Source organism: Bradyrhizobium sp. USDA 4510, from assembly GCF_054059095.1.
On record NZ_JBSSBT010000001.1, the window covers coordinates 3,099,102 to 3,112,870 of the forward strand.

At 60.3% G+C, this 13,769-nt stretch carries 12 protein-coding genes; 11 read left to right on the forward strand and 1 reads right to left on the reverse strand.

What is annotated here, in order from left to right; translation table 11 throughout:
- The first annotated feature begins 294 nt into the window (after window positions 1-294).
- The 10 genes from ACVMDN_RS13865 to ACVMDN_RS13910 all read left to right on the forward strand — a co-directional run bounded on the left by ACVMDN_RS13865 (window position 295) and on the right by ACVMDN_RS13910 (window position 12,173).
- A complete protein-coding gene (locus tag ACVMDN_RS13865; protein WP_141339942.1) occupies window positions 295-1,998 on the forward strand; it encodes an amidohydrolase in 1,704 nt (567 codons plus the stop codon).
- 756 nt (window positions 1,999-2,754) lie between these two features.
- Window positions 2,755-3,951 (forward strand): urea ABC transporter substrate-binding protein, encoded by a 1,197-nt coding sequence (locus ACVMDN_RS13870; protein WP_456835173.1) that lies wholly within the window; start codon window positions 2,755-2,757, stop codon window positions 3,949-3,951.
- A gap of 289 nt (window positions 3,952-4,240) precedes the next feature.
- Entirely contained in the window at window positions 4,241-5,395 is a 1,155-nt protein-coding gene (locus tag ACVMDN_RS13875; RefSeq protein WP_456835172.1) for an urea ABC transporter substrate-binding protein, read from the forward strand.
- A 55-nt stretch (window positions 5,396-5,450) separates the two neighbouring features.
- Window positions 5,451-6,320, forward strand: coding sequence for an ABC transporter permease subunit (locus ACVMDN_RS13880; RefSeq protein WP_200844638.1), 870 nt, complete (start codon window positions 5,451-5,453; stop codon window positions 6,318-6,320).
- Between the two features lie 74 nt (window positions 6,321-6,394).
- Window positions 6,395-8,236, forward strand: coding sequence for an ABC transporter permease subunit (locus ACVMDN_RS13885; RefSeq protein WP_200844637.1), 1,842 nt, complete (start codon window positions 6,395-6,397; stop codon window positions 8,234-8,236).
- Window positions 8,229-8,927, forward strand: coding sequence for an ABC transporter ATP-binding protein (locus tag ACVMDN_RS13890; RefSeq protein WP_076826649.1), 699 nt, complete (start codon window positions 8,229-8,231; stop codon window positions 8,925-8,927). The genes ACVMDN_RS13885 and ACVMDN_RS13890 overlap by 8 nt, the downstream gene beginning before the upstream one ends.
- Before the next feature lie 2 nt (window positions 8,928-8,929).
- Entirely contained in the window at window positions 8,930-9,094 is a 165-nt protein-coding gene (locus ACVMDN_RS13895; protein WP_158074175.1) for a hypothetical protein, read from the forward strand.
- Window positions 9,091-10,440 (forward strand): amidase, encoded by a 1,350-nt coding sequence (locus ACVMDN_RS13900; RefSeq protein ID WP_456835170.1) that lies wholly within the window; start codon window positions 9,091-9,093, stop codon window positions 10,438-10,440. The genes ACVMDN_RS13895 and ACVMDN_RS13900 overlap by 4 nt, the downstream gene beginning before the upstream one ends.
- A gap of 2 nt (window positions 10,441-10,442) precedes the next feature.
- A complete protein-coding gene (locus ACVMDN_RS13905; RefSeq protein ID WP_076826753.1) occupies window positions 10,443-11,564 on the forward strand; it encodes a transporter substrate-binding domain-containing protein in 1,122 nt (373 codons plus the stop codon).
- Window positions 11,565-11,573: 9 nt separating this feature from the next.
- Complete coding sequence (locus tag ACVMDN_RS13910) at window positions 11,574-12,173, forward strand: ANTAR domain-containing response regulator (RefSeq protein ID WP_076826653.1); 600 nt, start codon at window positions 11,574-11,576, stop codon at window positions 12,171-12,173.
- A gap of 45 nt (window positions 12,174-12,218) precedes the next feature.
- Here the strand turns inward: ACVMDN_RS13910 and ACVMDN_RS13915 are convergent, their stop codons facing one another.
- Complete coding sequence (locus ACVMDN_RS13915; RefSeq protein ID WP_083714952.1) at window positions 12,219-12,710, reverse strand: winged helix-turn-helix transcriptional regulator; 492 nt, start codon at window positions 12,708-12,710, stop codon at window positions 12,219-12,221.
- A gap of 103 nt (window positions 12,711-12,813) precedes the next feature.
- Here ACVMDN_RS13915 and ACVMDN_RS13920 point away from each other — a divergent pair, with 103 nt between their 5' ends.
- Window positions 12,814-13,725: a nitrilase family protein gene (locus ACVMDN_RS13920; RefSeq protein WP_076826657.1), complete on the forward strand. Its 912-nt coding sequence runs from the start codon at window positions 12,814-12,816 to the stop codon at window positions 13,723-13,725.
- Window positions 13,726-13,769 lie beyond the last annotated feature (44 nt).

Below are 13,769 nucleotides of genomic sequence, written 5' to 3' on the forward strand. Positions count from 1 at the left end.
CTTCACCGACATCCTCGCTCGTATAGGAAAGCTCTCGACCAGCATTACGAAGCAGCGTCCCTTTCTGGTATTCCGCCAGACCCTCTCCGCCGACCGCTTTGGCCGAACATCGCGAACGCGGTCCTCTTTCTCGCATGCAATCCCTTCTCGACCGGTTCGACCGTCGTCGTCGATGGGGGAGCCACCGTCGCGGCGTGAGCGGCTGCCGGATTGTTGGACCGCTTCGATACGCGCGGCTATCATCGAAGAAAGACCAGATGTTCGCCTATTGAACAAGATAATCGGGAGGTTTGAATGGTCCGCAGGTCGACGGTGCTCGCGATACTCGGTGCTGGAATTCTGTTCGCAGCCGCAGCACCCGCTACAGCACAGCCGGCGGACGTCAATTCGCCCGATCTCGTTCTCGTCAACGGAAGGGTCCTGACCCTTGACGAGCAATCCAGCGTGACCGAAGCGATCGCCGTCCGGGACGGAAAGATTCTCGCGGTCGGAAGCAGCGCGTCCATGCGGGCGCTCGCCGGAGCGCGCACGCAGGTGCTTGATGTATCCGGCAAGACCGTCGTTCCCGGATTGATCGATACGCATGCGCACTTCAAGGCGGCTGGACTTGGCGACTATGTCGTCGTCATGGGCCGGGCGAAGACGGTCGCGGAAGCGCTCGAGGCAATCAAGGCCTTCGTCGCCAAGAAGAAGCCGGGCGAGTGGATCGTTGGGGGAGCGTGGCACCCGCCGTCACAACTCGCCGAGAAGCGCTACCTGACGAGACAGGAGATCGACAGCGTCGCTCCGAACAATCCGGTCTACTTGCGCACCGTCGGGCATTTCTCGATGGCGAACACGATGGCGTTGCAGAAGGCAGGCATCGATAAGACCACCGCAAACCCGGACGGTGGCTTTTTCGAGCGCGACGCGGCCGGCGAACTGATCGGCGTCCTCGTCGAGACCGCGATCGACCGGGTCGAGAAGGCCGTTCCGCCGTGGACCGAAGAGGATGAAATCAGGCAGTTCACACTTGCGGAAGGCGCGCTGAACAGTTTTGGGATCACGAGCGCGGTCGAAGGCGCCACGGAAGCGCGCGACGTCCGTACGCTGCAGAAGCTCGCGGCGTCCGGACAAGCGACGCTGCGGACGGGATTGATGTACAGACCTGAGCCGCCCGCCGATCTAGGCGCCTGGGAAGCGATCATGTCGGCTAATGGCGCTTCGTCCGGCTTCGGCGACGACTGGGTCAGGTTTGCCGGCATCAAGATCTTCTACGATGGCGGCATGACCTTGAAGACGGCGTTGATGCGCGACGTCTATCCGGATTCGCACGACAACTACCACGGCATCGCCCAGCAGACCCCCGAGCGGCTCACGCAACTCGTCTCAATCTGCAATCGCTACGGCTGGCGTGTTGGCGTGCACGTCGTAGGTGATCTCGGCATCGACCAGGTGCTCGACGCCTTCGAGGCGGCCGACAAGGAACGGTCCATAAGCGGCCGTCGTTTTGTTCTCATCCACGCGAGCCTGATCAGACCTGAGCAGATGGAGCGCGCCCACAAGTTGGGGGTCAGGGTCGATTTCCAGAACGTCTTCATGTGGGACAAGGCTGCGACCGTCGAGCGCTTCCTGGGGCGGCCAACAGCCGATCGCGCCGTGCCGACAAAGACCTTGATCGAGAAGATGGGGCTGGACAATCTCGGTGCCGGAACCGACTTCCCGGTCAACCCGATCAACCCGTTCCTCAACATGTACATCATGGTGACGCGGAAGGATCCGAACGGAAGCGTCTACGGTGCGCCGGAAGCTATCAGTCGCGAACAGGCACTCCGCCTCTACACGTCGGCAGCTTCCCGCTACATGTTCGACGAGGCACGCAAGGGTACGATCCAGCCGGGCAAGCTTGCCGACCTCTCGGTCCTTTCCGCGGACTACATGGCCATTCCGGAAGAGCAAATTAAAGACATCAAGGCGGACATCACGCTTGTCGGCGGCAAAATCGTCTTTCAACGTTGACTCGAAGGAGAGGACTAACGCCGAAGCGCGCACTATCGACGTCGCCAGTTCGTCGACGCCGGGCGCCTAGGCCGGAGCACGGCAGTCCGGGGAGCGGAGGAATGCTCCTGACATCTGACGGTATTTTAAGATTTGTGTCAGTGCGGGCACTGTCAGTGTTGGTTGCGCATGCGGCGCGCCATCCAATCGATAGACTCCGATAGGTAGCGGAATTGCCTGCATTCCATGAGGAGCAATTTTTCTTGTGGATTCAAGACCAAAAAAATACGGCGGGTATGCCGTCGGCGTTTGTCCGTCAGATCGAGAAAATTGTGCTTACAGCTCAACGACGTGCCGTCGTTCAAAATGATAGAGTGGGAGCAGGCGATCGGCTGCAATCGCGCAACGTCGCGTGGCTTCTTGTGAGACGGTTTTTGCCTGTTTTCGTTCTGAGCTGTGTACGTTGATCTAACTCGATCGAGCTCCGCAATTCCATCGCGCATCCATGACCAGAGTGTTGTTGCGCGTCGCAGCGTACAAATGGGCCAGAGAGGCACTGAGCTGCCACAGAGCTCGGCGGGGGCTCTTTCCACATTGACAAGCCGTTGCGCGGTGTTTAAGCAGGACGACGTGCGAGGACGCGCACGAAAAATTCCAACGACGTAGCTGGGCATCTGGTCTTGGCGCGTCGTTTTTTGCGTTTTTAGGAACAATCTATAGTCCCAAGCTGGTGCTCTGCTCGAAGATTCGGAGCGGGACACCATGAGACACGCTTGTTTGGCTATCTATCTTTCTGCAGCGGTTGCGCTGCTGGCCGGTGAGCCGGCAAAGGCCCAGACCAGGATCGGCGCTATTTTCGACCTGACCGGCGGCCTGAACATCTACGGCATTCAGCAGAACAACGCGCTGAAACTGGCCGTTGATACCATTAATGCAAAGGGCGGCGTGCTCGGGAAGCCGATCGAGGTTGTCGGCTACGACGCACAGTCGGAGCTGAGCAAATACACCCAGTATGCGAATACGGCGGTCCTGCGGGATCGTGTGAGCGCGCTGTTCGCCGGTCTCACCAGCTCGTCACGCGAGGCGATCCGGCCAATCGTCCGCAAGGTCAATATCCCTTACTTCTATGGATCGCTCTACGAAGGTGGCGCCTGCGACAAGCAGACCTTCGTCACGGGACCGTCCGCCTCGCAGCAATTGTCGGTACTCATCGACTGGGCGGTGAAGAAATACGGCAAGCGGATCTACATCATGGCGCCCGACTACAATTTCGGGACGATCTCGGCGCACTGGGTCAGGGAATATGCGAAGAAGGCCGGTGCGCAGGTTGTGGGCGAGGACTTCCTGGCGCTGACGGTCACCGACTACGCGCCGACCGTCCAGAAGATCCAGTCTGCCAGGCCGGACTTCGTCGTGGCGCTGCCGGTCGGTGCCAACCAGACCGGCTTCCTCGAGCAGTTCGCCGCCGCCGGCCTCAAGGACAGGATCGGCGTCGTCTCGACCAACTACGGCTCCGGCAACCAGCAGGTCGTGGTGTCACCGGCGGCCGGCAAGGGGCTCGTCGCGGACCAGGGCTACTTCCAGGTCGTCGACAATCCGGTCAATGCCGAGTTCGTCAAGCTGTGGACTGCGAAGTACGGCAGCGACACGCCGATCATCTCGGAAGCGGTCGACATCTGGAATGCCGTGCATTTGTGGGCGGCGGCGGTCAACAAGGCAGGAGTGGCCCAGACAGCTCCGGTTATCGCCGCCCTCGAAAGCGGGCTGAGCTTCGAGGCACCGAACGGCACCGTGAAGCTCGAGCCGAAGTCGCACCATCTGCGCCAGAACATCTACATCGTCGAAGGCGACGACAGGCATGGCTTCAAGGTCGTCGAGACGTTCAAGGACGTCGCGCCAGCCTACGAGAACGAGAAGTGCGACCTGGTCGCAAACCCCACGCTCGCCCAGCATTTTGCACCGGAGAACAAGTAGGCGCCGAGGAGGGCGCGCCCATCAACGCGCGCCCTTACGGGCCTGTCTGACGACGGACTTGTACTAGTTCGGTAATAAGACTAGACACTGGCTGCGGCATGTGGTTCGATGATAGAACCATATAAGATATTAGGGAGGAAGCTAAATGTTATCCCGCATCAATCTCTTCGTTTCGAACGGGCGTGCTTTGCGCAGCAAAACGGGCAAGGACATCAGTCGGAGCTCGTGGACAAGGCTACTGCGCCTTGGCGCATTGGTGGCTGTCACGTTTTGTCTTGCGGGGAAGCCAGTGCGCGCCGAAGGCGGCATCAGGATCGGCGCTATTTTCGACCTGACCGGCGGCCTGAACATCTACGGCATTCAGCAGAACAACGCGCTGAAACTGGCCGTTGATACCATTAATGCAAAGGGCGGCGTGCTCGGGAAGCCGATCGAGGTTGTCGGCTACGACGCACAGTCGGAGCTGAGCAAATACACCCAGTATGCGAATACGGCGGTCCTGCGGGATCGTGTGAGCGCGCTGTTCGCCGGTCTCACCAGCTCGTCACGCGAGGCGATCCGGCCAATCGTCCGCAAGGTCAATATCCCTTACTTCTATGGATCGCTCTACGAAGGTGGCGCCTGCGACAAGCAGACCTTCGTCACGGGACCGTCCGCCTCGCAGCAATTGTCGGTACTCATCGACTGGGCGGTGAAGAAATACGGCAAGCGGATCTACATCATGGCGCCCGACTACAATTTCGGGACGATCTCGGCGCACTGGGTCAGGGAATATGCGAAGAAGGCCGGTGCGCAGGTTGTGGGCGAGGACTTCCTGGCGCTGACGGTCACCGACTACGCGCCGACCGTCCAGAAGATCCAGTCTGCCAGGCCGGACTTCGTCGTGGCGCTGCCGGTCGGTGCCAACCAGACCGGCTTCCTCGAGCAGTTCGCCGCCGCCGGCCTCAAGGACAGGATCGGCGTCGTCTCGACCAACTACGGCTCCGGCAACCAGCAGGTCGTGGTGTCACCGGCGGCCGGCAAGGGGCTCGTCGCGGACCAGGGCTACTTCCAGGTCGTCGACAATCCGGTCAATGCCGAGTTCGTCAAGCTGTGGACTGCGAAGTACGGCAGCGACACGCCGATCATCTCGGAAGCGGTCGACATCTGGAATGCCGTGCATTTGTGGGCGGCGGCGGTCAACAAGGCAGGAGTGGCCCAGACAGCTCCGGTTATCGCCGCCCTCGAAAGCGGGCTGAGCTTCGAGGCACCGAACGGCACCGTGAAGCTCGAGCCGAAGTCGCACCATCTGCGCCAGAACATCTACATCGTCGAAGGCGACGACAGGCATGGCTTCAAGGTCGTCGAGACGTTCAAGGACGTCGCGCCAGCCTACGAGAACGAGAAGTGCGACCTGGTCGCAAACCCCACGCTCGCCCAGCATTTTGCACCGGAGAGCAAGTAGGCACCGAGCAGGGCGCGCGCCATCAACGCGCGCCCCGCCGTTGGAGGAAGGGTTGATGATGGAACTGGATTATCTGGCAACCGTGTTGCTGTCCTCGTTGTCGAGCGCGTCGATCCTGTTGATTGCGACAATTGGCCTTGCGGTCGTATTCGGTCTGATGGGCGTTATCAATCTTGCGCACGGTGAGTTTTTGATGATCGGGGCCTATGCAGCCCTGACGGCCACCCGATACGGTGTGCCATTCATCTTCGCAATCCCGATTGCCGTTCTTGTCACCATGGCCATTGGTGCGGCTGTCGAGGTTCTGATCATCCGCCGTCTCTACGGCCGCCTGTTTGACACGATGCTGGCGACCTGGGGGCTCAGTATTGCGTTCTATCAGCTCGCGGTCACGATCTTCGGTACGGTTACGCCTGGCATCGGCATGCCGCAGTTCAACCTGAAGATCGGCAATTACAGTCTCGCTGGCTATCCGATTTTGATGATCGGCGTCGCCGTGCTCGCGACACTTTTCGTCTACGTCCTCATGACACGTACTGTGTACGGGATGAAGGCGCGTGCCGCGATCCAGATGCCGGAGATGGCGCGGGCAATCGGCATCGAGTCGTACCGTGTCAATACGCTCACGTTTGCGATCGGATGCGGTCTCGCGGGGTTTGCCGGGGCTGTTCTGTTGCCTATCGTGCCGGCAACCCCTTCCATGGGCTTCGCTTTCGTCATCAAGGCGTTTCTTGCCGTCGTGGTCGCAGGGCCGGTGACGCTCACGGGCAGCGCGCTGACAGCGATCGGTCTCGGCGGTGGCGCATCCGTAACGGCGAGCTTTTTGACTTCGGTCGCGGGCGACGCCTTCTTCTTTCTGATTACCGCATTTCTCCTCTGGCTTTATCCGCTCGGGATTACGGCCAAATGGCGCAGCAAGATGTGAGACGAGCCATGAGTCTGTCTTTAAAGGATCCGCGTGTTTCGACACTGACAATGTCAGCTCAAGAGCACCTGCAGATGACCCGAGACGTGAACCGCGCAACAGGTCTGTCTGAGAAGCTCTACGAGAACGCTGGCCTGGTTTTCCCGGTTCTTGCAACGGGCGCCGCGCTTGCGGCGGCCAGCTTCATCGATCCCTACCTTGCGTACGTCGCAACGTCATGGGTGATCTTTGGATTACTCGGTCTCAGCCTCGATCTTGTCTGGGGGCGAGGCGGCCTGCTGTCCCTCGGACAAACGGCCTTCTACGGCCTCGGCGGCTATTTCGGCAGCATCCTTGCCATCAACATGGCGCCGCTGACGGGCAACACGCTCGTCTGGAGCCTTCCGGCCGGCGCCGTCTTCGGTGCTGCCAGTGCGGCTGCACTGGGCGCGATTATCTTCTTTGCACGAATGGGACCGTTGCAGGCGACGATCCTTTCGTACACCTTTACGCTGCTGTTGTGGTCGCTGACGCAATCCTTGAAGATCTCGGTCGGACAGGCGGAGATCGGCGGCGATAATGGGCTGTCGAATATTCCAGGCGTAGTCCTCGCATTCAGGCGGGGGGCGGAATCACTCGATCCCGTCGAGGTATTCGTCACGGTCGTCATTGTGTCGGCTGCCGTTTACTTCCTGTGCTGGTGGTTGATGCGCGGCACGTTCGGTCGTGTCATCGACTGCATTCGGATTGACCCGCAGAAGACGGAACTTCTCGGCTACGACATTCGCAAATATCAGGTTGCCAGTTTTTCTCTCGCAGGGGCGATCGCCGGGCTGGCCGGAGCGATGTTCGCGGCCTGGGCCAACTACCTTAACCCGTCGATTTTCTCGGTTCAGGAGGCGCTCCTTGTGCCGATCTACGTCCTGGTCGGCGGCCTCGGTACCCTGGCGGGAGCGTTTGTCGGTGCGTTCGCGATCGGCGGCCTGTCCTATTATCTGGGCGGCGGGGCCGTCGGCGGGCAGACGACGCTGATCCTTGGCATTGTTTTGATCCTGCTCGTTCTCTTTCTGAAGAATGGTCTGGTGGGCGCTATCGGCGAGCTCTGGCGAAGAACGCTTCCAGACGCGAATGCGGCAGCGCGCGATGCCGGGGCCGTTTCAATTGATCCCGGTGTGCTGGAAGGCATTCTTGTTGAAGCTGCGGAGCAGGCGGGGCCGGCGAAACGGCTTGCGACCGTCGATCTCTACAAGCAGTTCGGTGGCGTCATCCCGGTCAACAAGGTAACGCGCGCATTCGAGCCCGGACGACCTTATTCGCTGATCGGGCCGAACGGCGCCGGAAAGAGTTCGTATCTCAAGGCCTGCGTCGGCATCTACATGCCCGAGGCCGGATCAGTGGTGGTCGGCGACGTGGATGCGACGAACGCGCCAATCTTCGAACGCGTTCGCCAGGGTGTCGGCGTGAAGAACCAGAAGCCACAGATATTCGGCGAACTGACGGTGGATGAGAATCTGGCGATTGCTGCCTTCGCCCGGACTCGCGACAGGCAGGCAGCGGCTGATGTGAGCCGCCGGATACTTGCCATGCTGGGCTTCGAACAACAGGCAAAAGTCCAGGCTTCGGCGCTCTCGCACGGACAGCAACAATGGCTGGATATCGGCATGGTGCTCTGTCTCGCACCCCGCGTCATACTGCTCGACGAGCCCGCGGCCGGGATGACGAATGAGGAAACGCGGGAGCTCTCGGCTCTCGTGCGGACGCTGGCGCGGCATACCACCGTGATCGTTGTGGAGCACGATATGGAATTCGTCAGGACACTCGAAGGTCACGTGACGGTACTCCACCATGGCCAGGTCTTTGCCGAAGGTGACATTGCTGAACTGCGCGCGGACGATCGGGTCCTCGACATCTATCTCGGGAGGCGCGAGCATGTTTAGAATTGTCAACGCGACCGGCGGATACGGGAAGACCGTTATCATCCGCGATGTGTCAATCGCAGTGGACAAGGCCGAGATCGTCGCGCTGCTGGGACGCAACGGCGTTGGGAAATCCACGCTGATGCGTTTCGCCATGGCCTTGATTCCTGCTTTTTCCGGCCATGTCGAGATCGAAGGCCATAACGCGCCGGAGTCGCCTGCCAGGCGCGCGAAAGCGGGCATCGGTTATGTGCCACAAGGCCGGTATGTCTTCCCCCGGATGACCGTTACCGAGAACATCGCGGTCGCGGCTGAAACCAATGGCCACAGCGGCCGCGTGGCGGTGGAAACTGCCCTGCGGGAATTCCCCATGCTCCGCCCGAAGGCAGATGATCTTGCCGGCGGCCTGTCTGGCGGGCAGCAACAGGTGCTGGCTCTTGCCCGCGCCCTGGCGACCCGGCCGAAGATCCTGCTCCTCGATGAGCCTACCGAGGGTGTCCAGCCATCCATCATCGACGAGATGGCCGGTATCCTGAAGCGCATCAACCGCGAGCGCGGGGTCGCCATTCTGGTCGCAGAGCAGGATCTCGATTTCTGCCTGTCGATCGCTACACGTGCCTATGTCATGGAGAAAGGCAGCGTGCGGCTCGAGACAGATCGCGACAGTTTGCGAACTGACAGGAAATTACAGCAAGAGCTACTCGGAGTCTGACCATGCAAAAGAAGCCTGAATCATCGGAGTTGAGCGAGGAGCAGCTCGGGCAGGTTGCTGCGACGCTGAAGCGAATTCGCGAAGGCCTTGACTGCGCGGATCGCCTGGTTGGATCCGAACCGTCCCACTACTTCACTCCCGGAATCCAGGAAACTATGCAGCTGTGATACAGACCCTTACCCAGCAGATCGAGGCGCTTGCGTCCGGCGTCAACTCGTCTTCAGAACTCGCCGCCGGCTCCCTTGATCGGGCGGCACGCCATGCCAAACTCAATGCTTTCGTTGCCCTCGATCCCGACCTTGTCATGCGGCAGGCAAGGGCGGCGGACGAGCGGCGGCGGCAAGGCAAGGCCCTGAGCCCGATCGACGGGGTGCCGATCGCCATCAAGGATAACTACCTGACCGCAGACTATCCGACGACCGCATGCTCCAATGCATTGCCGCTCGAGCGCCAGGGGCAGGACGCCACCATCGTTGCAAACCTCCGCAAGGCGGGGGCGGTTATCTTTGCCAAGACCAACATGCATGAATGGGCGTATGGAGCGACAAACTCGGCCTCCAGCTTTGGCGCCACCCGCAATCCCCGCAACCCTGATCACATTACCGGGGGTAGCAGCGGCGGATCCGGTGCCGCGGTCGCGGCCGGTATCGTGTCAGCTGCCCTCGGCAGCGACACCGGAGGCTCGATTCGTATTCCGTCCGGAGCCTGTGGCATCTATGGCTTCAAGCCGAGCTATGGCCGTGCCTCCCGCCATGGCGTTCTTCCACTCAGTTGGTCCCTCGACGCCCCGGGTCCGATCACCGCAGCGCTCGACGATATCATCCACTTGATGCCGTTCATCTGCGGTGAGGACGGCAACGATCCTGCCACCTTGCGGTCTCTGGCGTTCGGACCTGTCGGACGCCTCGACAGGCCTCGGCTGATCAATCTTGCTGGCGAGGGGCTGGAGCGCTCCGATGATGTTGATCGAAGCTTTTTGTCGGCGCTGAGGCGCTCGGGAGCCGAGGTTACCAATCGCGAGCTGGAGGGAGTTTCGTCCTACTTCGCAGCGTGGGAAGCGATCCTCCATTGTGAAGCATCTTCATATCACGCTGAGCTGCTTGCCCGAAATCCATCAGGGTTCACCGCCCTGACCAGGGCACATCTCGAGGCTGGAACCCGGATCTCCGGCGTCGAGCTGTTGAAAGCCCAGCGAATTCGTGGCCAACTCACCACGCAGCTGAACGGTCTTGGTGACTGGGATGCGCTCGTGCTTCCGACCTTGCCGGTCGTTGCTCCGAAGATCGGGGATGACTGGCAGACCTTTGGCGGCCGGCGGGTTACGACGCAGGATAGCATGACCTGGTTCTGCTGGATCGGAAACCTGGCAGGGCTTCCCTGCATTTCGATCCCGTGCGGAAGTTCGCCCGAAGGACTGCCCGTCGGCATGATGTTGATGGGACGGTATGGTCAGGACGAACGTCTTCTGGCCGTTGCACGCTGGGTGGATCGACGGATCAACATGGACGCATGACGATGGACGGAGCGACGGTCAAATTAGGCGTCCTGTTCTCGCAGACCGGGCCGATGGCTGTGACGGAGAATGCGAATATTGAAGGCGTTCTCATTGCCTGCGATGAGATCAACGCTAGCGGCGGTATCAATGGCCGGCCCCTCGAGCCGGTAATTGCCAATCCGGCTGGCGATGACCGGCGATATGAGGAATTGGCTACTGATCTCCTGCTTCGTCAGCGCGTCCGTGCAATTGTGGGGTGCTGTCTGTCGACCAGCCGAAAGAAGGTCGTGCCCGTCGTCGAGCGCTATAACGGCGTGTTGCTCTATCCATCTGTCTATGAGGGTTTCGAGTATTCTCCCAATGTGATTTACGGAGGGGCCGTTCCGAACCAGGTGATTGTCCCGCTACTGGAGTATCTATTCGCCAGTTTCGGGAAGGATGTCGGCCTGATTGGATCCGATACCCTGTACGCGCGCGAGATCAACCGCATCGTCAAGGAGTTTCTCACCGAGAGTGGCGGAAAAGTCGTCGGGGAGGTTTACCTTCCTTTCGCGACCACAAGAGAACGCTTTGAGCCGTTCCTTGAACAACTCGTTGCGAAGGAACCGCAAGCGATCATTTCAACCGTCGTCGGCGAAGACACCGTCGTCCTGTACGAGGCCTTCAACAAGGTCCGGCAAGGACGCAACGTTCCGATCGCGTCGCTCACCACAACGGAATCGGAGCTGGGCAGCATGTCGCCAGAGGCGCGTGCCGGCCATCTTTCAGCATTGACGTATTTCGGCTCGCTGGACACGCCGCAGAACCCGGAGTTTGTCGCCGCCTATCAAAAGCGATATGGCCTCGACAAGGTACCGGGTGTCTACACAGAAGCCGGCTATGCGCTCGCCCACATGTTTGCAGATGCAGTAAGGCAGGCCGGAGACTCCGATAGCGAGTCCATCCTTCCGATCCTGTCCGGCGCTGTATTCAGGGGGCCTGCGGGGGACAAGGTGATCGATCTCGACAATAACCACTTCCTGATGCGACCGATGATCGGCAGGGCTTCCGAGAACGGCAGCTTCGAGATTGTGTGGAAGAGCGCAGGGGCTGTTCGGCCAGATCCCTATCTGATTTCGTACGATCGTTCCCTGGTCGCGTGAGGCTCGAGGATGAGCGACCGCATTTCGCTTAAAGACCAGGATCTGCTGCGGCGCTTGCGCCGGATGCGGGTCCTCGTCATTCATCCTGATGATGAGGAACGCGCGCTGTTTCTCGCGCACATCAAGCGCATCGGGTGCCAGGTCGAGGGCGTCTGGCCCGCGCCCGAGACATTGCCTTCCTACGTCGACGTCGTCCTGTTCCTCGTCAATCCGAGCCGCGACGGGAAGACCCCGGGCTGGATGACCATGTCCGATGCCGTGGCAAGAATCGGCATCATCGCGTACGAGACGCCGGAGATACTCAGTGAACTTCATAGCCTGAATGTCCACGGCGTAATCTCCAAGCCGATCCGGATCTTCGGTATCCTGGCGGCACTAACCACTGCGGTCAGTCTTGCCAGTCACGAGGCGCGCCTGAAGCAGCGCATCAAGTCGCTGGATGAGACCCTGAAAGCGAGGCGGAAGATCGAGAAGGCCGTCGAGATACTCACTACCACGCGCAATATCCCGCACGAAGAAGCCTATCGCCGGCTGCGGGAGAAGGCGATGAACTCGAACACAACGATCGCATCGGTGGCAGAGGCGATCATCGCATCAAGCGACATCTAATTTAGGCGCTGGTCGATTCTCAGCTCCTGCTCTTGGTCCGGTTCGTCAGCGCTGCGCAGCACGGCGCGCGCCGACTTTCCGCGGTGCGTCCAGGTCAACGGCCTTGCGGACAAAGGTCATGGATGCGTCAAGCTCCTTGCCGTCGCGTCCCTGCAGAGAAAGCCTCGGGACGCGTTTCCCGCTCGCTTTCTCCGTAAGGATCGAATGGCGTTCCGCCTTTCCGAAGCAGTGGTCCTCGGCCCATTGCCGCAGGCTCACAGTTACCAGAAAGAGGTCGCGGCCCTTCCTTGTCAGCACGTACTCCTGGTAGCCGCCTTCGTCAGAGATCGGGGCCGTTTCCAGAACGTCGATCGAGACCAGATGTTTGAGACGGGCAGTCAGAATCCCCTTCGAGATTCCAAGGCTCTTCTGGAATTCGGTGAACCGCCGGATCCCGTCGAAAGCGTCCCGGATGATCAGCAGGGACCACCAGTCACCGATTTCGTCCAGAGCCCTGGCCACCGGACATTCCACATCCCCGAGACTCGTTCTTTTCATGATCGCTCCAGACTCGAAATTGCGTCTGGTACTAAAATAGGACTAGACAAGCGTTTGCGCAAGTGGTTCGATAATAGAACCAAATCCATCGGAGTAACAACATATGACATCTGCAACTGCCAGCGCCGCGACCAAGCGCAAGAGTGCCGCTCGTGTAGCGGTGGTCCAGTTTAACCCACAGGTCGGCCTGGAAAATCTGGAGACGAACGAGGCTGCTGTTCGCAAGCGCCTTCAGCAGGCGGTCTCGGAAGGGGCCAATCTGATCGTGCTGCCTGAGTTGGCGACGACGGGCTATTGCTTCGACTCGCGTGCGGAGGCGTTCGCGCATGCCGAGCCGGTGCCCGAGGGACGGACGATTCGCGGCTGGGAAGCTTTTGCCAAACAGCATCAGGTTTATATCGTCGGCTGCCTGCCTGAGCTGGAAGGGCACCAGCTGTTCGATACTGCTGTTCTGGTGGGGCCGGACGGCTACATCGGCAAGTATCGAAAAACTCATCTCTGGAACGAGGAAAAGCTGTTCTTCACGCCAGGCAATCTGGGCTATCCGGTATTTGAGACGCGGATCGGCCGGATCGGTCTCCTGGTATGCTGGGACATCTGGTTTCCGGAAGCCGCGCGTATTGTTAGCCAGCTGGGTGCCGACATTATCTGCATCCCGACCGGCTGGGTGTGGACGCCGCCGCCGCTCTACGATGCGAGCGGTACCTGCATGGCTGCGTACCTGACCATGACTGCAGCCCATGCAAACAACGTCTTCATCGCAACTGCCGACCGGATCGGCACCGAGCGCGGCGCCGGCTTTATGGGGAATTCCCTCATCGCAGGCACCAATGGCTGGCCAATTGGCCGGATTGCCGGACCTGAAGAGGACACGATCCTGTACGCCGATATCGACGTCGTCGAGGCCCGGACAGCACCGATCTGGAACAAGTTGAACGACCTGGTGAGAGACCGCCGTACCGATCTCTACGATCAGTTGCTCGGCTTCCGTGGGGCGTCGGCGCTTCCCCGATAACAATGTGATGGTCGCCGGGGCGCGTGGCCAGACCATGTTGCGCG

Excerpts from the sequence above, each read along its gene's own strand:
- ACVMDN_RS13865 (WP_141339942.1), top strand. The coding sequence starts at position 295 with ATGGTCCGCAGGTCGACGGTGCTCGCGATACTCGGTGCTGGAATTCTG.
- ACVMDN_RS13880 (WP_200844638.1), top strand. The coding sequence starts at position 5,451 with ATGATGGAACTGGATTATCTGGCAACCGTGTTGCTGTCCTCGTTGTCG.
- ACVMDN_RS13885 (WP_200844637.1), top strand. The coding sequence starts at position 6,395 with ATGACCCGAGACGTGAACCGCGCAACAGGTCTGTCTGAGAAGCTCTAC.
- ACVMDN_RS13890 (WP_076826649.1), top strand. The coding sequence starts at position 8,229 with ATGTTTAGAATTGTCAACGCGACCGGCGGATACGGGAAGACCGTTATC.
- ACVMDN_RS13895 (WP_158074175.1), top strand. The coding sequence starts at position 8,930 with ATGCAAAAGAAGCCTGAATCATCGGAGTTGAGCGAGGAGCAGCTCGGG.
- ACVMDN_RS13905 (WP_076826753.1), top strand. The coding sequence starts at position 10,443 with ATGGACGGAGCGACGGTCAAATTAGGCGTCCTGTTCTCGCAGACCGGG.
- ACVMDN_RS13910 (WP_076826653.1), top strand. The coding sequence starts at position 11,574 with ATGAGCGACCGCATTTCGCTTAAAGACCAGGATCTGCTGCGGCGCTTG.
- ACVMDN_RS13915 (WP_083714952.1), bottom strand. The coding sequence starts at position 12,710 with ATGAAAAGAACGAGTCTCGGGGATGTGGAATGTCCGGTGGCCAGGGCT.
- ACVMDN_RS13920 (WP_076826657.1), top strand. The coding sequence starts at position 12,814 with ATGACATCTGCAACTGCCAGCGCCGCGACCAAGCGCAAGAGTGCCGCT.